This window comes from Paraburkholderia sp. (assembly GCF_035656215.1).
GTDB lineage: Bacteria > Pseudomonadota > Gammaproteobacteria > Burkholderiales > Burkholderiaceae > Paraburkholderia.
In genome coordinates this window covers 1-18,424 of the sequence record NZ_DASRSY010000481.1, presented here as the reverse complement: position 1 = coordinate 18,424, position 18,424 = coordinate 1, and the positions used below count along the sequence as shown (strand labels likewise).

At 61.5% G+C, this 18,424-nt stretch carries 18 protein-coding genes; 9 read left to right on the top strand and 9 right to left on the bottom strand.

Annotation, left to right across the window (positions count from 1 at the left end; translation table 11 throughout):
* Together VFE81_RS28615 and VFE81_RS28610 are read left to right on the top strand one after the other, a co-directional pair.
* Positions 1-195: dihydroxy-acid dehydratase (locus VFE81_RS28615; protein ID WP_325047799.1), on the top strand; the 195-nt coding region annotated here is incomplete at its 5' end.
* Between the two features lie 176 nt (positions 196-371).
* Positions 372-713, top strand: a complete 342-nt coding sequence (locus VFE81_RS28610; protein ID WP_325047798.1) for a c-type cytochrome — start codon at positions 372-374, stop codon at positions 711-713.
* 83 nt (positions 714-796) lie between these two features.
* Here VFE81_RS28610 and VFE81_RS28605 read toward each other — a convergent pair whose 3' ends face one another.
* From VFE81_RS28605 to VFE81_RS28595, 3 genes are all read right to left on the bottom strand, one after another.
* Positions 797-1,486: a DUF2486 family protein gene (locus VFE81_RS28605; RefSeq protein WP_325047797.1), complete on the bottom strand. Its 690-nt coding sequence runs from the start codon at positions 1,484-1,486 to the stop codon at positions 797-799.
* A 93-nt stretch (positions 1,487-1,579) separates the two neighbouring features.
* Positions 1,580-1,996: a DNA polymerase III subunit chi gene (locus VFE81_RS28600; protein WP_325047796.1), complete on the bottom strand. Its 417-nt coding sequence runs from the start codon at positions 1,994-1,996 to the stop codon at positions 1,580-1,582.
* A 55-nt stretch (positions 1,997-2,051) separates the two neighbouring features.
* On the bottom strand, positions 2,052-3,578 hold the full coding sequence (locus tag VFE81_RS28595; RefSeq protein ID WP_325047795.1) for a leucyl aminopeptidase: 1,527 nt from the start codon (positions 3,576-3,578) through the stop codon (positions 2,052-2,054).
* A gap of 137 nt (positions 3,579-3,715) precedes the next feature.
* On the opposite strand from VFE81_RS28595, the gene lptF reads away from it, so the two are divergent.
* The 3 genes from lptF to VFE81_RS28580 are packed head-to-tail and all read left to right on the top strand — an operon-like array spanning position 3,716 to position 6,357.
* The gene (gene lptF / locus VFE81_RS28590) at positions 3,716-4,813 is read left to right on the top strand and encodes an LPS export ABC transporter permease LptF (protein WP_325047794.1); all 1,098 of its coding nucleotides are present in this window, start codon (positions 3,716-3,718) and stop codon (positions 4,811-4,813) included.
* Between the two features lie 3 nt (positions 4,814-4,816).
* Complete coding sequence (gene lptG, locus VFE81_RS28585; RefSeq protein WP_325047793.1) at positions 4,817-5,965, top strand: LPS export ABC transporter permease LptG; 1,149 nt, start codon at positions 4,817-4,819, stop codon at positions 5,963-5,965.
* Positions 5,966-5,976: 11 nt separating this feature from the next.
* The gene (locus VFE81_RS28580) at positions 5,977-6,357 is read left to right on the top strand and encodes a CbiX/SirB N-terminal domain-containing protein (protein WP_325047792.1); all 381 of its coding nucleotides are present in this window, start codon (positions 5,977-5,979) and stop codon (positions 6,355-6,357) included.
* 89 nt (positions 6,358-6,446) lie between these two features.
* On the opposite strand, the gene cobA is transcribed toward VFE81_RS28580, so the two are convergent.
* The 6 genes from cobA to VFE81_RS28550 all read right to left on the bottom strand — a co-directional run bounded on the left by cobA (position 6,447) and on the right by VFE81_RS28550 (position 12,742).
* A complete protein-coding gene (gene cobA / locus VFE81_RS28575) occupies positions 6,447-7,199 on the bottom strand; it encodes a uroporphyrinogen-III C-methyltransferase (protein WP_325047800.1) in 753 nt (250 codons plus the stop codon).
* 54 nt (positions 7,200-7,253) lie between these two features.
* On the bottom strand, positions 7,254-8,570 hold the full coding sequence (locus VFE81_RS28570) for a sulfate adenylyltransferase subunit 1 (protein WP_325047791.1): 1,317 nt from the start codon (positions 8,568-8,570) through the stop codon (positions 7,254-7,256).
* Between the two features lie 111 nt (positions 8,571-8,681).
* A complete protein-coding gene (gene cysD / locus VFE81_RS28565; protein ID WP_325047790.1) occupies positions 8,682-9,644 on the bottom strand; it encodes a sulfate adenylyltransferase subunit CysD in 963 nt (320 codons plus the stop codon).
* Between the two features lie 113 nt (positions 9,645-9,757).
* On the bottom strand, positions 9,758-10,504 hold the full coding sequence (locus tag VFE81_RS28560; RefSeq protein WP_325047789.1) for a phosphoadenylyl-sulfate reductase: 747 nt from the start codon (positions 10,502-10,504) through the stop codon (positions 9,758-9,760).
* Positions 10,501-11,040 carry a DUF934 domain-containing protein gene (locus VFE81_RS28555; protein ID WP_325047788.1) on the bottom strand — a complete coding sequence of 180 codons (540 nt, stop codon included), beginning with the start codon at positions 11,038-11,040 and terminating at the stop codon, positions 10,501-10,503. The genes VFE81_RS28560 and VFE81_RS28555 overlap by 4 nt, the downstream gene beginning before the upstream one ends.
* 22 nt (positions 11,041-11,062) lie before the next feature.
* Positions 11,063-12,742, bottom strand: coding sequence for a nitrite/sulfite reductase (locus VFE81_RS28550; protein WP_325047787.1), 1,680 nt, complete (start codon positions 12,740-12,742; stop codon positions 11,063-11,065).
* Between the two features lie 233 nt (positions 12,743-12,975).
* On the opposite strand from VFE81_RS28550, the gene VFE81_RS28545 reads away from it, so the two are divergent.
* The 4 genes from VFE81_RS28545 to VFE81_RS28530 form a co-directional block, all read left to right on the top strand.
* Positions 12,976-13,917: a CysB family HTH-type transcriptional regulator gene (locus VFE81_RS28545; RefSeq protein ID WP_325047786.1), complete on the top strand. Its 942-nt coding sequence runs from the start codon at positions 12,976-12,978 to the stop codon at positions 13,915-13,917.
* Positions 13,918-13,950: 33 nt separating this feature from the next.
* The gene (locus VFE81_RS28540; protein ID WP_325047785.1) at positions 13,951-15,111 is read left to right on the top strand and encodes an ABC transporter substrate-binding protein; all 1,161 of its coding nucleotides are present in this window, start codon (positions 13,951-13,953) and stop codon (positions 15,109-15,111) included.
* 290 nt (positions 15,112-15,401) lie between these two features.
* Positions 15,402-16,589, top strand: a complete 1,188-nt coding sequence (locus VFE81_RS28535; protein ID WP_325047784.1) for an efflux RND transporter periplasmic adaptor subunit — start codon at positions 15,402-15,404, stop codon at positions 16,587-16,589.
* Between the two features lie 15 nt (positions 16,590-16,604).
* A partial coding sequence (locus VFE81_RS28530; RefSeq protein ID WP_325047783.1) for an efflux RND transporter permease subunit occupies positions 16,605-18,424 on the top strand: 1,820 nt, incomplete at its 3' end.

Below are 18,424 nucleotides of genomic sequence, written 5' to 3'. Positions count from 1 at the left end.
ATCGCGGTCGTGCAGGAAGGCGACTCGATCACGATCGACGCGCACAAACTGCTCCTGCAACTGAACATCGACGACGCCGAACTGCAGCGCCGCCGCGCCGCATGGCAGCAACCGAAGCCGCGTTACACCCACGGCGTGCTGGCGAAGTACTCCGCGTTGGCACTACCGGCCAACAAGGGCGCGGTGACGGGCTAAACCCGCATTGAGCGGGTGGCTCTGATTCGCCCCGGTTCTCCGGGACGGATCAGGAGCCCCGCTCGAAGCTAAATAAGCTACGTAAAAGCGCAAAGGGGCGCACGGGAAACCGTGCGCCCCTTTCCTTTTATAATGCGAGCACCACGAGTCGGGCACCTGCACCGACGGAGACCAGAATGAAATCAATGTCGTATGCAGCGCTTGCAGCAGCTGGTGTGCTGAGCGCTACATTAAGCGTCGGCAGTCCGGCGGCGCACGCGGAGGCCCCCGTCGGCCTTGCGCTTGCCCAGCAGCAGAACTGCATGAGCTGCCACTCGGTGACGCGTCCATTCATGGGACCGGCGCTGCATGACGTCGCCGAGAAATACGCCGGCCACGAAGATGCCGTCACCTATCTGAAGCACAAGATTCTGGATGGCAGCACGGGCGTGTGGGGCACAGTGCCGATGCCCGCGAATACGCAGCTCACGCCCGATCAGGCGGCTACGCTGGCGAACTGGGTGATGACGCTCAAATGATGGCGCTTAAATGAAGACTCAGATGAACGCGGCTTAATGAAAGTGGTGAGAGCGCCCGGATAAAAGCGCGCCCTCTGCCAGGATCAAGCGCTGCCCGAGCGCCGCGCGATCTCCTGATCGACCGCGTCCCTCACCCAGCCGGTCAATTCCGTCTCCAGCGCCAGCGCCACTTCGCGCGTGATCTGGTTGACGAGCCATGAAGTGTGATCCTGCAACGCATCGCGGCAGCGCGCTTCGATAATGCCGCGCCCCTCGCCCGTCAGAAAGCCCGCGAATCGTCCACGCAGACGTTCGGCGATGACATCCGCGTCGAGATTAGGCTGCGGCTGTGCGAGCGCTTCATGAGCGATATCCGGCGGCACGATCGCGCCCGCCTCGATCGGCGCATGCGGTTCGGCCCGATCGAAGACACCCGCCGACGACGCAAAGTCAGGCTCATGCCCGTGCCCGTGCCGGTGATCGGCAGCGTGGTGCGCCCTCGGGCGTTTTTTCGGATGCGCAGATTCTTCCGGATGCGCCTGCTCCGGCGCATGCACAGGCTCCGGCGCGAGCGTCGGCTCCTCGCGTATGCGCGCGGGATCTGGCGCAAGCACCGGCTCAGGCGCATGCCCAGGTTCCGGCGCGAAGACCGGTTCTTGCGCTGTCTCGGAATCCGACACCGGCTGCGTAGCCGGCGCTACCGCGTCGCCCGGCGCATGACGCGCCTGGGCAGGATTGCCCGGTACGAGAATCTCGTGCAGAACCGGGATCGAACTGTCGTTAGGATCGGACACGTGCACTCTCCGTGTTTAAGTCCAAGCTGAAGCAGGCCGCCTACGCGTCGAATCCATACGACAAAACACCACGCGACGCGGGCGGAATGAAACCTAGCTGCCTTGCTTGTAGTTGTTCAAAGCATAGCCGCGATCGCGATAGAAACGATAGCGTTCGCGGCCCGCCGCGAGTTCGGCGTGTGCGTTACCGACCACTTCCAGCAATCTTTCGAAGCGCGCGAATTGCGCCGGCACCGTTGCGCCGAGATTCAGCAGCACCTGATGGTGCGGCACATCATCGAGGCTCGAGGCCAGCACGATCGGCGTTTGCGAGGCGAGCTTCGTGCCCGCCATGCAGTGCGGCACGAAGTCGAGTGGCGAGAACGTCCACAACTGTTCGTCGAAAGCCCGCAGACGCTCGGGCTCGGCCAGCACGATGGTCGGCTGGCCCGCCTGATACGCCTTGCGGATCAGGCGGCACGCATACAGCAGCGAATCGCCGACGTTCGAGTGAAAGTCGATTCTCGTCATCGGCGGCTCCGCTCTGCGTCTACAACTACGCCTGCAACCTTATTACTGCAACGCGTCATTGTGCAGCGCGACCGTCAGCGGCCCGGTCGATCAGGAACTGCGCGAGCAACGGCACCGGACGGCCGGTAGCGCCCTTCGCCGCGCCGCTCTTCCACGCGGTGCCGGCGATGTCCAGATGCGCCCATGGGTACGCTTCGGTGAAGCGCGATAGGAAGCACGCCGCCGTCACGCTGCCCGCCGGACGTCCGCCGATGTTCGCCAGGTCCGCGAAGTTCGACTTGAGCTGATCCTGATACTCGTCGTCGAGCGGCAAGCGCCAGGCTGGGTCGGAAGCTTCACGCGATGCATCGAGCAGTTCACCCGCCAGCGCGTCGTCTTTCGAGAACAGGCCGCTGTTGTGATGACCCAGCGCGATGATGCAGGCGCCCGTCAGCGTGGCGATGTCGATCACCGCTGCCGGCTTGAAGCGCTCGGCGTAAGTGAGCGCGTCGCACAGGATCAGCCGACCTTCGGCGTCCGTGTTCAGCACTTCAATCGTCAGGCCCTTCATGCTGGTGACGATGTCGCCCGGCTTGGTGGCCGTGGCCGACGGCATGTTCTCCACCGCCGGGATGATACCGACCACGTTGATTTTCAAGCCCATTTCGGCGACGGCGCGCAACGTGCCCAGCACCGAACCGGCGCCGCACATGTCGTACTTCATCTCGTCCATGCCTTCGCCCGGTTTCAGCGAAATGCCGCCGGTGTCGAACGTGACGCCCTTGCCGACCAACACCACCGGCGCGGCTTTCGCGGCCCCGCCCTGGTACTGCAGCACGATGAACTGAGCCGATTCGACCGAGCCGGCCGTGACCGACAGGAACGAGCCCATCTTCAGCGCTTCGCACTGCTTTTCGCCGAGTACTTCGACTTTCAGCTTCCAGTCTTTGCCGAGCTTCCTGGCCGTGCTGGCGAGGTAGGTCGGCGTGCAGACGTTGCTCGGCAGGTTGCCGAGGTCGCGCGTCAGGTCCATGCCGTTGGCAAGTGCGGCGCCCTGCTTCGCGGCGAGCTTGGCGGCCTTCTCGTCGCCGGTATTGACGCTGAAGACGATACGCTTCAACGCACGCGCCGAGTTGTCCGGCTTGCTCTTCATCTGCGTGAACTTGTAGGTCAGCTCGCGCAGCGCGATGATCGCGGCGCGTACGCCCCAATCGGCCGAACGCTCGAGGATCGGCAGTTGAGCGAGCGTGAAGGTGACCTGAACGATCCTGGTGGGGAGCAATGCGCGCCAGGCGGCCCGCACGGCTTCGCCGTAGGCTTTCTGGCTGAAAGCATCCTGTTTGCCGAGGCCGACCAGCAGCACGCGTGACGCGCCGATGCCTGAGACTTCGTGCAGGAACAGCGTGGCGCCGGCCTTGCCGTCCATGTCGCCAGCCTTGATGATGCGGGTCAGCAGGCCCTTGGTGGCCGCGTCGATCTCCAGCGCAGCGCCCGAGAGCGTTTGCGACTCGAACACGCCGATTACGATGCAATCGGATTTCCCGGTCAGGAAACCGTTTGACGAGCCTTTGGTCCAATCACAGGCTTTTATGCTAAAGTCCATCGCGCTTGTCCTCGGATAAAATCTGGGCTTAGGATGAAAGCCGCAATTATCCGCTATTTTTCCTGCGGCGGCTGCACCGGAGGCATGACGGGAAACATTCCGCGTGCCACTGAGAGCGCCCCCTCTCATCACCAATAATGATCTTCGAACGCTCCCTCCAGCGCGAACTCGCGTATACGGCTGGTGCCGTGTTCATGGTTCTCCTCACGCTCGTGCTGACGACGATGATGATCCGCATCGTCGGCTTCGCGGCTTCGGGCGAGATCGACCCGCGCGACGTGCTGGTCCTGATCGGCCTGACCGTGATCGGCTACATCGCCATCATGCTCGTCGCGACCCTGTTCGTGTCGATCCTGTTCGTCCTGACCCGCTGGTACAAAGACTCCGAGATGGTCGTCTGGCTCGCCTCGGGCGTCAGTTTGACCCGCTTCATCAAGCCGATCGGTATTTTCGCCACGCCGATCATCATTCTCATCATGTTCTTCGTGTTCATCGGCTGGCCGTGGTCGAACCAGCAGAGCAAGCTGATCCGCGCGCGCTTCCAGCAGCGCGACGAAGTCTCGCTGCTCGCGCCGGGTCAATTCCGCGAGTCGGCTACCAGCCACCGCGTGTTCTTCATCGAGAAGATGTCGCCCGACCAGGCTCGCGTTGAGAACGTATTCGTGACCAGCACGGAAAACGGCAAGGTCAACGTGGTCGTGTCGAAAACCGGCCACACCGAAACACATAAGAACGGTGACCGCTTCGTCGTGCTGGAAAATGGCCGTCGCTACGACGGCGAACCGGGGCACCCCGATTTCCGCATCATGGAATTCGAACGCTATGGTGTGAAGATCCAGAGCCAGCCAGTCGTCAATACGCCGACTACCACTGGCTTGCCTACGCTCACGCTGCTGCGCAACCCGACCAACGACAACCTCGCCGAATTCGCGTGGCGCGCGGGGCTGCCGCTGATCGCGATCAACCTGATGCTGCTGGCGATTCCGCTCGCGCACCAGAACCCGCGGCGCAGCCGCACGATCAATCTGGTGATGGCCGTCCTGATCTATCTGACGTATTCGAATTTGCTGAACGTGGTGCAGTCGTGGATCGAGCAAGGCAAGATGTCGTTCGGAGTTGGCCTGGTGGGCCTGCACATTATCGTGGCGGCGATCGTCGCATTCATCTTCTGGCTGCGCGTGCGCAACCGGCCGCTATTCACGCGGGCGATGTTCGGCCGTTCGAAGGGGGCCTGACCGATGCGGATCTATGAAAGGTACTTCGCGCGTCAGATCTACCTCACGTTCATCTTTATTCTGTTCGCGTTTTCAGGTCTGTTCTTCTTCTTCGACCTGATCAACGAACTGAACTCCGTCGGCCACGGCAATTACAAGTTCCAGTACGCGGTGCTGCGGGTCGCCTTGCAAACGCCGTCACGTTTTTACGAAATCATTCCGGTCGCCGCATTGATCAGCGCGATCTACGTGTTCGCGCAGATGGCGGCGAACTCCGAGTACACGATTTTCCGCGTGTCCGGCCTCGCCACCAATCAGGCGCTGCGCTCGCTCATGAAGATCGGCATTCCGCTGGTGTTCCTGACTTACATCATCGGCGAAGTGGTCGGTCCGTACACGGATCAGTTGTCGGAACGCGTGCGGCTCGAAGCACTGGGGTCGTCGGTATCGACCAACTTCGAGTCGGGCGTGTGGGTGAAGGACACGCTCACCGCGCGCGCGGACGGCGAGCAGGTGACGCGTTTCGTGAACGTCGGCGAATTGAAGCCGGACGCGACGATCAGCAACGTGCGGATTTACGAATTCGATTCGAAGTTTCGCCTCTCAAATGTGCGGAGTGCGAAGAGCGGCAAGTATCAGCCGCCGGGGCATTGGCAACTGACGGACGTAACCGATACGCAATTGATCGACGTTCCCCCTCCTCCGGGCACGCCGACCGATGCCTTGAATCCCGTGTACCGCGCGACGCAGGTGGCATTGCCTGAGTATTCGCTGCGCTCGGAATTGACGCCGCAGATCCTGTCGGTGCTGCTGGTGTCGCCGGATCGGATGTCGATGTTCAACCTGTTCCGCTACATCCAGCATTTGACCGAGAATCATCAGGACACGCAGCGGTATGAAATCGCGCTGTGGCGCAAGCTGCTGTATCCGTTCGCGGTGTTCGTGATGCTGGTATTGTCGTTGCCGTTTGCGTACCTGCATACGCGCGCTGGTGTGGTGGGTGTGAAGGTTTTCGGCGGGATTATGCTGGGGATGAGTTTCCAGCTATTCAACACGCTGTTCTCGCATATTGGTACGTTGAATACGTGGCCCGCGCCGTTGACCGCGGCTACGCCTGGGCTCGTTTATCTCGTGCTCGGGTTAGTCGGGTTGAAGTGGGTCGATCGGCATTAGGAGCCTTTGTCATGGCCGCGCACGGGATGGTGTTGTTTGGGCATGGCGCGAGAGACGTGCGCTGGCGCGAGCCGTTTGAGAGGCTCGCCGATAAGTTGCGGGTTGCCCGCGGTTCTAATGCTGACGCTGGGCCGGTTTTGCTGGCTTTTCTTGAGTTGATGGAGCCGGATCTACCGACCGCTGTGGGTGCGCTTGTCTCCGACGGGTGTTCTGTTGTGACTGTTGTGCCTGTTTTTTTTGGGCAAGGCGGGCATGTTCGGAAGGATCTGCCGGATGTGATCGAGCGGTGTCGTGGGTTATATCCGGATGTGAAGATCACGTGCGCTAAGGCAGTTGGTGAGGATGAGGCTGTGCTGGATGCAGTTGCGGAGTATTGCCTTCGGCAGGGTTGATTTTGGTGTTCACCTTTTCTTGTTTTCTTACTGTGCACCTGCGGCGTTCGCCGCCACCACCGCAGCCGCACAGCAAAAACCAAAAAACCTTAAGCCGCGACTAAAAGCCCCTCCGCGGAGCGGACAACCTGCTGCCGGGCAGCAAACGCCTCCCCTATCATCAAGAGACTCGGTTGCGAAGCATCAACCCATCTCTGCGCCTCGCCAGCAGCGAGCTCCTCAAGCGTGAGGGTGAGCATCCGCTCGCGCTCCGTACTGCAAGCCTCGACAATCGCCACAGGCGTCGAAACAGCGCGCCCCGCGTCAATCAACTGCTGGGCAATTTCCACCCCGCTATCGCGACCCATATAGAACACGAGCGAATCCGCATTCACCTGCTCGCGAATCTCGTCGGACCCCGGTGCCCGGCTAAAAGTAGCTAGCGCAACACTGCGCGACACACCCCGCAGGGTCAAAGACCGCTTCAACGACGCTGCGCTGGCCAGTGCAGCGGTAATCCCTGGTACAACCTCGTACTCGATGCCTGCGGCTTCAAGCGCGCGCATCTCCTCATCGGCACGCCCGAACAACATGGGATCGCCGCCCTTCAAACGAACGACCACGTCATGCTCAAGCGCTGCGTCGACGATCTGCTTGTTGATGAACTGTTGCGCCGTCGAAAGTTGCCCGCAGCGCTTACCCACCGCAATTCGCCACGCGTGAGCAGGCGCGTAGTCGAGCATTGCCGGCTCGACAAGCGCGTCATGTAACACAACATCAGCCGTGCCCAACAATCGCGCGCCGCGTACCGTAATGAGGTCCGCAGCACCCGGGCCTGCGCCGATCAGATAAACCTTACCCATTTGCATCAACCTGTTCGTAAAGGCACCTGCGGTGCGCGGCCCAGCCTCAACCGCTTACGCCGAAAACGCCCGAATCATCCCAGCCGCAACCGTGTGATGCGTCGCTTCGTCGATCAGCACGAATGCGCCCGTGCCCTGATGCGAGTCGTACACGTCGCACACCAGGGGCTTTTGCAACGTCAGCGATACGCGGCCGATGTCGTTCATCGTCAGGTCCTTGCGATCGGTCGCCTGCGACAGCGTATGCACGTCGAGCACTTCCTTGATCGCGCCGATTCGCGCGAACACCGTGTTGGTGGTCTGCTTCAGCAAGTACTTGCGCTGCGTCGACAGCGGCGTGTCGTCGAACCAGCACAGATCGGCTTCCAGCTTCTTCGCCGGTTCCGGCGCTTCTTCGCGCAACACGAAGGTGTCGCCACGCGAGACGTCGACGTCTTCCGCCAGACGGATGGTCACGGTTTGACCGGCAAACGCGCGGTCCACCGCTGCCGTACCACCCGTCACCGGCGCGATGATCTCGGCAACCGTCGCTTCACGGTTCGCCGGCAGCACCACGATCGTGTCGCCGACCTTCACTTCGCCCGCTTCGACACGGCCCATGTAGCCGCGGAAATCGTCAGCCTGGCTGCCGTCCTGACGCGCCACCCACTGCACCGGGAAACGCAGCGCCTGGCCCGTCGGAATATCGACCGGCAACGCTTCAAGCAAATCGAGCAGCGGCTCGCCTGCATACCACGGCATGCTCTCGCTAGCCGTCACAATGTTGTCGCCCTTGAGCGCCGACACCGGCACGAAACGCACGTCATTCAGGCCCAGTTGACGCGCGAGTTCGACATACGCGTCGCGGATCTCGTTGAAGCGCTGTTCGCTGTAGTCGACGAGGTCCATCTTGTTGATCGCGACGATCGCATGCTGCAAGCCGAGCAGCTTCACGATCGCGCTATGACGCTTCGTTTGCGGCAGCAGTTGCGCCACGCCGTCGACGAACGTCACACGGGTCGCGTCGACCAGAATGATCGCTGCGTGCGCGGTCGATGCGCCCGTCACCATGTTGCGCGTGTACTGCTCGTGGCCCGGCGTGTCGGCGATGATGAACTTGCGCTTGGCCGTCGCGAAGTAGCGGTACGCGACGTCGATCGTGATGCCCTGCTCGCGTTCGGCTTCAAGGCCGTCGGTCAGCAACGACAAATCGATTTCGTCGCCAACGGTACGCTTATTCTTCGCTCGCGACAGTGCCGAAAGCTGATCGCTCAATACCGCCTTGCTGTCGTACAACAGGCGGCCGATCAGCGTGCTTTTGCCGTCGTCGACGCTACCCGCAGTAATGAATCGCAGGACGCCGAGGTCTTCTGGTTGGTGAATACCGCTCATGATTGTCTTGCCCTCTGTCGATCGGAGTTAGCGCTAAAGCGCTTACTCCGATCCCATGCAACTTGTTGCGGTCGATCGGAGTTAGGGCGAAGCACTAACTCCAGTCCCATATTAGAAATAACCTTGCTTCTTACGCTGTTCCATCGCGGCTTCGGAGACCTGATCGTCCATCCGCGTCGCGCCGCGTTCCGTAATTTCGGTCACGGCCGTTTCGGCGATGATCTTCTCGAGATCATCGGCATCGCTTTCCACCGGGCACGTGCAGCTGATATCGCCCACGGTACGGAAACGCACCAGCGCGGTCTCGCTGGTCTCGCCTTCACGCATCGGCGTGAGCGGCGTGACCGGTACGAGCAAGCCGTTGCGGCGCACGATCTCGCGTTGATGCGCGTAGTAGATCGACGGCAGCTCGAGCTGTTCGCGGGCGATGTATTGCCACACGTCGAGTTCGGTCCAGTTCGAAATCGGGAACACACGCAGGTGTTCGCCGTTATGCAGACGCGCGTTGTACAGGCTCCACAATTCCGGGCGCTGCGCCTTCGGATCCCATTGGCCGAATTCGTCGCGGAACGAGAAAATCCGTTCTTTTGCACGGGCCTTTTCTTCGTCGCGGCGCGCGCCGCCGATCAGCGCGGTGTACTCATGTTCGGCGATCGTTTCGAGCAGCGTGACGGCCTGCGCGGCATTCCGCGAATCCAGTTCGCGGCGCAGACGCACCGTGCCGCGCTTGATCGAATCTTCGACGTGACCCACCACCAGTTCGGCGCCGATCTCTTTCGCGCGACGATCGCGGAAGTCGATCACTTCGGCATAGTTGTGGCCGGTGTCGATATGCACGAGCGGGAACGGCAGCACGGTCTTGCGATTCGCGCCAATGCCGAAGGCCTTCAGCGCGAGGTGCAGCACCACGACCGAATCCTTGCCGCCCGAAAACAGCAGCGCGGGCTTGCTGCATTCGGCAACCAGTTCGCGCAGGATATGAATCGACTCGGCTTCGAGCCAGTCGAGGTGATCCATCCGGTTCGCCGTGTTGGTAAGCGGTGCATTCACAGTGGAATCGAGCGTGGTGCTCATGTTTGGGTCCTTCGTTGATTCGCGTCGCAAGCGGTTGCTTGCGTCGCAGAAGTATTCAAATCGTTATGTGCGGCGTTCAGGCTAAAAGCCAAGGCCTGAACCGCCTGAATGTTTCATGCCGAAGCGTTTTCGCTGCGGCTGGCGGGGATCGGCGTAATCGTCGTGATATGCAGCCCGCATTCCTTCGTATCGCGCGACTCCCACCACCAACGCCCTGCCCGGCTGTCCTCACCGGGACGGATCGCGCGGGTACAAGGCTCGCAGCCGATGCTCGGGTAACCGCGCGCATGCAGCGGATTGACCGGCACATCGAACGCTTTCAGATAGTCCCACACTTCGGCTTCGGTCCAGTCCGTCAGCGGATTGAACTTGGCGATGTTGCGCGCGGCGTCGTGCTCTTCCGCGTGCAGTTCGGCACGCGTCACCGACTGTTCGCGGCGTTGACCGGTCACCCAGGCGCTGACATCCGACAGCGCGCGATTCAGCGGCTCGACCTTACGGATTTCGCAGCAACGCTTGCGCAGATCGACGCTTTCGTAAAACGCGTTCAGACCATGCGAACCGACATACTCTTCCACCGCGGCAGCTTGCGGATGAAACTGTTCGATATCGTACCCGTAGCGCTCTTTCACACGATCGAGCATGCCGAGGGTTTCCGCATGCAGGCGGCCCGTGTTCAGCGAGAAAATGCCGATCTTCACGCCACGCGAGAGAATCGCATGCGTGAGCAGCATGTCTTCCGCTGCGAGGCTGCTGGCGAGCTTCACGTTCGCGTGACGCGCGGCGATCGAGTCGAGCAGCGCATCGAGGCGCTCGACCTTCGCAACGAGTTCCGGCGTGAGCGATTGGACGTCGCTCATGCCGAGGCCTTTGCCAGTTCGCCTGCTTCGCGGCGGCGGAACAGAGGCGATGAGTTCACCGCGCCCTGATAGTTGAAGCTGAATTCGTCGAACGCCTTGAGCGCGTCGTCGAAGTCTTTGTCTTCACGCAGCGCATACGCATCGAAGCCGCAGCGGAACATGAACGTCAACTGATCGCGCAGCACGTCGCCGATCGCGCGCAGTTCGCCCTTGTAGCCATAACGCTCGCGCAACAGGCGGCCGATGCTATAGCCACGGCCGTCGCGGAACACCGGAAAGTCCACGCCGATCAGCGCAATCGTGTCGAAATCGCCGACGATATCCGCCGGTTCACTATCCGGCGCGAGCCACACGCCGATTTCAGCGGTGCTGCGCGAGGCGAGCAGCGCATCACGCTCAGCCTGCCACAGCGCGAGCGGCACCAGCACTTTGCCGGCCGGCAATGCGTCGACTGCGGGCAGCGTGCCGTCTTCAGCGGCGCGAACTACCGTCCAGTCATCGTTGACGATCGCGCGGTTCTTGATAATAGAAGCCATCTGTTCAGTATCCTTTTCGCGGTTACGCGTGAGCCGGTTGACGCGAGGCGTACACCCGTTCCTTGAACGGGGCCATGCCGATGCGGTTGTACGTTTCGACGAAGCGCTCACCTTCATGGCGATTCTCCACGAACGTGTCGATCACTTTGCTCATCACGTCCGGCATTTCCTCCGCCGAGAACGACGGGCCGATCACACGGCCCAGGTGCGCGCCGGTTGCGCCCGTACCCTGCTCGCCACCGAGCGTCACCTGATACCACTCCGAACCGTCCTTATCGACGCCCAGAATGCCGATGTTGCCGACGTGATGGTGACCGCAAGCATTGATACAACCCGAGATGTTCAGCGACACGTCGCCGAGGTCGTACACGTAGTCGAGATCGTTGAAACGTTCCTGAATCGCCAGTGCGATCGGAATCGACTTCGCATTCGCGAGCGAGCAGAAGTCGCCGCCCGGGCACGCGATGATATCGGTCAGCAAGCCGATATTCGGCGTTGCGAAGCCTTGCGCCTTGGCCTTTTCCCACAGCGTGAACAAATCGTGCTTCTTCACGTTCGCGAGAATCAGATTCTGTTCGTGCGACACGCGGATTTCGCCGAGCGAGTATTCGTCGGCCCAATCGGCGACCGCTTCCATTTGCGCGTCGGTTGCGTCGCCCGGGGCGATTGTGGTCGGCTTCAGCGACAACGTGACCGACGAATAACCCGTCACCTTGTGCGGGCGCACGTTACGTTCGACCCAGCGCGCGAACGCACGGTTTTCCAGCAAATGCTTTTCGAACGATGCATCCGTGTCGGCCAGCTTTTCATACACCGGCGGCTGGAAGTATTGCGACACGCGATCCACTTCGGCTTGTGTCAGCGTCGCCGGACCGTCCTTCAGGTGTTGCCATTCTTCTTCGACTTGCGCCGAGAATTTCTCCGGGCTCAACGCCTTCACGAGAATCTTGATACGCGCCTTGTACATATTGTCGCGGCGGCCGTAGCGGTTGTACACGCGCAGCACGGCTTCGCAGTACGTCAGCAGGTGTTGCCACGGCAAATCCTTGCGGATGATCGCGCCGATGATCGGCGTACGGCCCATGCCGCCGCCGGCCAGAATGTCGGCCACCAGTTCGCCCTGCTCGTTCTTCCTCAGATACACGCCCATATCGTGAATCTGCACGGCCGCGCGGTCTTCCTTGGAACCCGACACGGCGATCTTGAACTTACGCGGCAGCCACGCGAATTCCGGGTGGAACGTCGACCATTGGCGCAGAATTTCTGCCCAGGGACGCGGATCGACCACTTCGTCCGGCGCCACGCCCGCGAACTGGTCGGCCGTGATGTTACGGATACAGTTGCCAGAAGTCTGGATACCGTGCATCTGAACGGCTGCGAGCTTGCGCAGGATTTCCGGCGTTTCTTCGAGCTGGATCCAGTTGTACTGGATGTTCGAGCGCGTCGAAAAGTGACCGTAGCCCCGGTCGTGCACGCGCGCGATCTCGGCCAGCACGCGCATCTGGTCGCTGCGCAGATTGCCGTACGGAATCGCGATGCGGTGCATGTACGCGTGGCGCTGCATGTACAGGCCGTTCTGCAGGCGCAGCGGACGAAACTCCTCTTCGCTCAATTCGCCCGACAAGCGGCGGCAAACCTGATCGGCGTATTGCGCAACCCGTTCATCGACGATGGTCTGGTCGTACTGATCGTATTGGTACATTCGGGGACCCCACAATTTGCGTGACACACGACGGTCCGGGGACCGGCCACCCGGTTCCGCCGCGCCCTGGATATCTCTGTTTGTCAGCCCATGCGAGTCAGGGTTTAGACCTATCTCTCATTTGCTTATGACAAATACAGATATCCATATTGAAAAAGATGGACAGATCGTAATAAACTCGCCTTATATTTCAAACGACTAAAAAATTCTTTTGATATGCGGAGAGGTTATATATGAACCTGCATCAATTCCGCTTCGTCCGCGAGGCTGTGCGGCAGAATTTCAACCTCACCGAAGCGGCCAAAGCCCTGTTTACAAGCCAGCCGGGCGTCTCCAAGGCGATCATCGAGCTGGAAGACGAGTTGGGCGTCGAAATCTTCACGCGACACGGCAAGCGCGTGCGCGGAATGACGGAGCCTGGACGCATCATTCTTCAGTCGGTTGAGAAGATTCTGCAGGAAGTCGAGAGCCTCAAACGGGTCGGTAAAGATTACGCGGCCCAGGATCAGGGCAATCTGGTGATCGCCGCCACCCACACGCAGGCGCGCTACTCACTTCCGGCCGCCATCGCCGAATTCAAGAAGCGCTTCCCCAAAGTTCACCTTTCAATTCTGCAAGGCAGTCCGACGCAGGTCGCCGAGATGGTGATCCACGACCAGGCCGACCTCTGCATCGCCACCGAAGCGATCGCTAACTATAAGGAACTGGTTTCGCTGCCGTGCTTCCAGTGGCATCACGTCGCCGTGATGCAGCCGGATCATCCGCTGCTCGACCGCAAACTTTTGTCGTTAGATGATCTGACCCAATATCCGCTGATTACGTACGACAACGCGTTCGCCGGCCGCACCAAGATCAACGAGGCGTTCCGCCTGCGTGGGTTGCATCCGGACATCGTGCTGGAGGCGATCGACGCCGACGTGATCAAGACCTATGTGGAACTGGGTCTGGGCGTCGGCATCATGGCGGATATCGCGTTCAACGCCGAGCGCGACCGCCATTTGCGCGCGATGCCGGTCGGCCATCTGTTCGGCAGCAACGTGACGCGGGTCGCGCTGAAACAGGGCGCCTATCTGCGCAGCTATGTGTATACGCTCGTCGAACTGCTGTCGCCGAGCATGAACCGCAAGCTGATCGAACAGGCGCTCAAAGGCGATCACGAAACCTACGAACTTTGACATCACCACGCTTCCCGCTACGGAGACCCTTCGATGACGTCGTATAAGAAAAAGATCAGCGGCCTGGCCGCTCTCGGCGCGCTCTTGCTCGCCACCGCGGCACAGGCCGACATCAAGGTCGGCATCGACCTGTCGAGCACCGGCCCCGCGGCCGTGATCGGCATCACGAGCAAGAACGCGATGCTGATGTGGCCGGCCACGATCGCCGGCCAGAAAGCCGACTACATCTTCCTCGACGACGCTTCGGACCCGGGCAACGCGGTGCGCAACATCCGCAAGCTGATCAATGAAGACCACGTCGACGTGATCGTCGGCCCGAATATCACGCCGGCCGCAATGGCCGCGCTCGATCCGGTCGCCGAAAGCCAGACGCCGATGATCACGCTGATCGGCTCGGCGAGCGTGGTCGAACCGCAGGAAGGCAAGAAGGTCTGGGCCTACAAGATGGCGCAGACCGATAGCGCGATGGCCGACGTGATGACGCGCTACATGTCGAACCACAACGTGAAGACGGTGGGCTTCATCGGTTTCGCGGATGGTTACGGCGAAAGCTGGCTCAACGAGTTCAGCAAATTCGCGGCGCTGCGTCACATCCAGTTGGTCGCCACCGAGCGCTATAACCGCACCGACGCCAGCGTCACCGGCCAGATCCTCAAGCTGATGGCCGCCAAACCCGACGCGATTCTGATCGCCGGGGCCGGCACGCCGACCGTGCTGCCGCAGCGCACGCTGATCGAACGCGGCTTCAAAGGCCCGATCTATCAGACGCACGGCATCGCCACGCCCGAGTTCATCAAGCTGGGCGGCAAAGACGTGGAAGGCACGCTGTTCCCGACCCAGCCGGTCGTGGTAGCACGCACGCTGCCTGCCGATCATCCGGCAAAGAAAGCGGCGCTCGCGTTCACCAACGAATACGAAGCGAAGTTCGGTCCGGGCAGCGTGACGCAATTTGCGGGCGACGCGGCAGGCGTGTATCCACGCTTGCAGGATGCGGTCGCGCGCGCGTTGAAGACGGCGCAGCCGGGCACGCCGGCTTTCCGCGTGGCGTTGCGCGACGAACTGGAGCACGCGCATGAACTGGTCGTGCCGAACGGTGTGGTGAATACGAGCCCGAAGGACCACGTCGGTCTGGATCAGCGCGCGAGCGTGATGGGCATCATCAGGAACGGCAAGTTCGTTTATTTGAGTCAGTGAGCGGGTGATGCGCGGCGGGTTCCGTCCCGGTTCAGCGACGCGCATTCCACTGCCCACAGCCGCCGTCAGTCTGTCTGAATTTGTCACTTTTAGGTCAATACGCATGCCTGCCGCGCGAGCACACCGTTCGAGCGGCACGCACCATGCAAGCTGCGTGTAACATGCTGACGGCCAGCTTGCAGTGAACGCGAGTTCTGGCTAATTTTGCCGATTCCGTGCGAGCGCGGAGCGCCTTGAGACTACAAGGCCACCCCGCCTCCCGCCAGTTCGTGAAGTCCGTCAGACCGCGCATGCTAAAAACCAGAAAACGCATCATCATCGCCGCCGTCGTGGTTATCGTGATCCTCGCCATCGCGATTGCCCAGGCCATCAGGAAGCGCAGCACCCCCGCTGCAGCCACCGACACCATCTCTTCCGTCGTCGAATTCGCGCCTGACGACCTCAGCACCGTCAGCCGCCGCACGCTCTCCGAAACGCTGCCGCTGACCGGTTCGCTGCGTGCGGTCACGCAAGCCGCGGTCAAATCGAAAGTGGCCGGCTCGGCGCTCGATGTCATGGTGCGCGAAGGTGATCCGGTCAAGGCCGGCCAAATCCTCGCGAAGATCGACGCCCGTGACTATGTCGCCCGTGCCGAACAGACGCGCGGCCAGATGGCCGCCATGGCCGGCCAGCTCGACATCGCCAAACAGACGCTCGACAACAACCGCGTGCTGGTCGAAAAAGGCTTCATTTCGAAAAACGCGTTCGACACCGCGCAAAGCCAGTATCAAATCGCCCGCGCGAATCTCGATGCGGCAAAGGCGGCGCTGGCGTCGTCGAATCTGTCTCTGGATGATACCGTCGTGCGCTCGCCGCTCGATGGACAGATCGCCTCGCGCTCGGTCGAACCGGGCGAGAAAGTCGCCGTCGATACGAAGCTGTTCGACGTGGTCGATCTGCGCACACTCGAACTGGAGGCGCCCGTGCCGGTCGGCGAAATCGGCCGCGTGCGGATCGGCCAGCCGATCCAGATCGCTTTCGACGGTATCGACACTCCCATCCAGGGCGCGATCACACGCATCAACCCGGCCGCGCAAGCCGGCTCGCGCTCGATCATGGTGTATGTGCAGGTTGCCAATCCGTCGGGCACGCTGCGGGTCGGCATGTTCGGCACCGGCACGATCTCGGTCGGCAGCCGGCAGAACGTGCTGGTCGTCCCCGCCACCGCCATACGCACGGACGGCACACGCCGCAGCGTCTATGCGCTCACCGGCGGCAAGCTGGTTGAGCAGCCGGTGCAGACCGGCGCGACCGGCGAAGCCGATGGCGACACCTGGACCGAGATCATCGGCGGCCCGCTGGCGCTCGGCCAGCAGATCGTGAAGAACAATCTCGGTTCATTGCGGATCGGCAGCACCGTGCATGTGGTGCAACCCGCCCAACCCGGGCAGGCTGCCCCGCAAGCGGCCAGCGTGCCGGGCGCAAGCAGCGCACGCTGACCGGAGCCCGCACCTATGTGGTTCACCCGTATCAGCATCGGCAACCCGGTGCTCGCCACGATGATGATGATGGCGTTCCTCGTCATCGGTCTGTTTTCGTATCAGCGGCTCAAGGTCGATCAGTTCCCCGACATCACCTTCCCGATCGTGGTCGTGCAGACCGCGTATCCGGGGGCGTCGCCGGAATCGGTCGAATCCGACGTCACGCGCAAGATCGAGGAAGCGGTTAATACGATCAGCGGCATCGACGAAATCACCTCGCGTTCCTACGACGCGCAATCGGTCGTGATCGTGCAATTCGACCTGTCCGTGGACGCGGTGCAGGCGGCTCAAGATGTTCGCGACAAGATCGCGCTGATCCGCCCCGATCTGCGCGACGGCGTGAAAGACCCGCGCGTGCTGCGTTATGACCCGTCGGATATGCCGATCATCACGGTGGCCATCTCGAACGCGCCGGGCGCGTCGTTGTCCACGCGCGATCTGACCACGGTCGCCGATCAGATCGTGCGCAAGCGGCTTGAAACCGTGCGCGGCGTCGGCTCGGTGTCGCTGGTGGGCGGCGTGAAGCGGCAGGTGCAGATCGACGTGAATCCGGAGAAGCTGCAGGCGCTTTCGATCGGCGTCGATCAGGTGATCCGCGCGGTGCAGAATGAAAATCAGGAGATTCCGGCCGGTCCGCTCACGTCGAGCAATGTCGAGCAGACCGTTCAAGTCAAGGGCCGCTTCGAGAAACCGGACGACTTCAAACGCATCATCGTCGCACGGCGTGGCGCACAGTCGGCGATTCCGACAGCTTCCTCAGCGACACAGCCCGTCACGCTCGATCAGGTCGCCGACGTGGTGGATGGTCAGCAGGAACCGGACAGCATGGCCTTGCTCAACGGCCAGCGCGCGCTGTTCCTGTCGATCATCAAGGCGCAGGGCGAGAACACTGTAGATGTCGCGCACGGCGTGCGTGACGAAGTCACGCGTTTGCAGCCTCAACTGCCACCGGGCGTACAGCTCAGTATCACCGACGATTCGTCGATCAATATCGAAGATAGCGTCAACGAAGTGAAGCGCACCCTGCTCGAAGGCGCGCTGCTGACGGTGCTGATCGTGTTCCTGTTCCTCGGCTCGTGGCGCAGCACGGTGATCACCGGCCTCACCCTGCCGATCGCGCTGATCGGCACCTTCGCGGTGATGTACGCGTGCGGCTTCACGATCAACGTGATCACGCTGATGGCGCTGTCCTTATGCGTCGGCCTCCTGATCGACGACGCGATCGTGGTGCGCGAAAACATCGTGCGGCACGTGCAGCTCGGCGCGGACCATCGCACGGCCGCACTCGACGGCACCAAGGAAATCGCGCTCGCCGTGCTGGCGACCACATTTTCGATCGTCGCCGTATTTTTGCCGGTGGGTTTCATGGGCGGCATCATCGGCCGATTCTTCCATCAGTTCGGCATTACGGTGGCCGCTGCCGTGCTGATCTCGATGTTCGTGTCGTTCACGCTCGATCCGATGCTGTCCTCCATCTGGCCAGACCCTGATCTGCACGATGCGGATACCGGCCGCAAAGGCTATCGCTATGGACGTTTGATCGAACGTTCCCTGCATCTGTTCGACAAACAGATTGAACGGCTCACCGCGTTCTATCAGCGCCTGCTCGGCTGGTCGCTGAAACATCGCGCGATCACCTTGGTCGTGGCCGCGGCCACGTTCTTCGGCAGCCTGTTTCTGGTGCCGTTCGTCGGCACCGAGTTCGTGCCGAATGCGGACTTCTCCGAAACTCAGATCGGTTTGAACACGCCGGTGGGTACGTCGCTCGAAGCCACCTCGGAAAAAGTAAAACA

Bases quoted from the DNA above. Each gene is read 5' to 3' on its own strand.
- VFE81_RS28610 (WP_325047798.1), top strand. From the start codon at position 372: ATGAAATCAATGTCGTATGCAGCGCTTGCAGCAGCTGGTGTGCTGAGC.
- VFE81_RS28600 (WP_325047796.1), bottom strand. From the start codon at position 1,996: ATGACGAGAATCGACTTTCACTCGAACGTCGGCGATTCGCTGCTGTAT.
- VFE81_RS28595 (WP_325047795.1), bottom strand. From the start codon at position 3,578: ATGGACTTTAGCATAAAAGCCTGTGATTGGACCAAAGGCTCGTCAAAC.
- lptF (WP_325047794.1), top strand. From the start codon at position 3,716: ATGATCTTCGAACGCTCCCTCCAGCGCGAACTCGCGTATACGGCTGGT.
- lptG (WP_325047793.1), top strand. From the start codon at position 4,817: ATGCGGATCTATGAAAGGTACTTCGCGCGTCAGATCTACCTCACGTTC.
- VFE81_RS28580 (WP_325047792.1), top strand. From the start codon at position 5,977: ATGGCCGCGCACGGGATGGTGTTGTTTGGGCATGGCGCGAGAGACGTG.
- cobA (WP_325047800.1), bottom strand. From the start codon at position 7,199: ATGGGTAAGGTTTATCTGATCGGCGCAGGCCCGGGTGCTGCGGACCTC.
- VFE81_RS28570 (WP_325047791.1), bottom strand. From the start codon at position 8,570: ATGAGCGGTATTCACCAACCAGAAGACCTCGGCGTCCTGCGATTCATT.
- cysD (WP_325047790.1), bottom strand. From the start codon at position 9,644: ATGAGCACCACGCTCGATTCCACTGTGAATGCACCGCTTACCAACACG.
- VFE81_RS28560 (WP_325047789.1), bottom strand. From the start codon at position 10,504: ATGAGCGACGTCCAATCGCTCACGCCGGAACTCGTTGCGAAGGTCGAG.
- VFE81_RS28555 (WP_325047788.1), bottom strand. From the start codon at position 11,040: ATGGCTTCTATTATCAAGAACCGCGCGATCGTCAACGATGACTGGACG.
- VFE81_RS28550 (WP_325047787.1), bottom strand. From the start codon at position 12,742: ATGTACCAATACGATCAGTACGACCAGACCATCGTCGATGAACGGGTT.
- VFE81_RS28545 (WP_325047786.1), top strand. From the start codon at position 12,976: ATGAACCTGCATCAATTCCGCTTCGTCCGCGAGGCTGTGCGGCAGAAT.
- VFE81_RS28540 (WP_325047785.1), top strand. From the start codon at position 13,951: ATGACGTCGTATAAGAAAAAGATCAGCGGCCTGGCCGCTCTCGGCGCG.
- VFE81_RS28535 (WP_325047784.1), top strand. From the start codon at position 15,402: ATGCTAAAAACCAGAAAACGCATCATCATCGCCGCCGTCGTGGTTATC.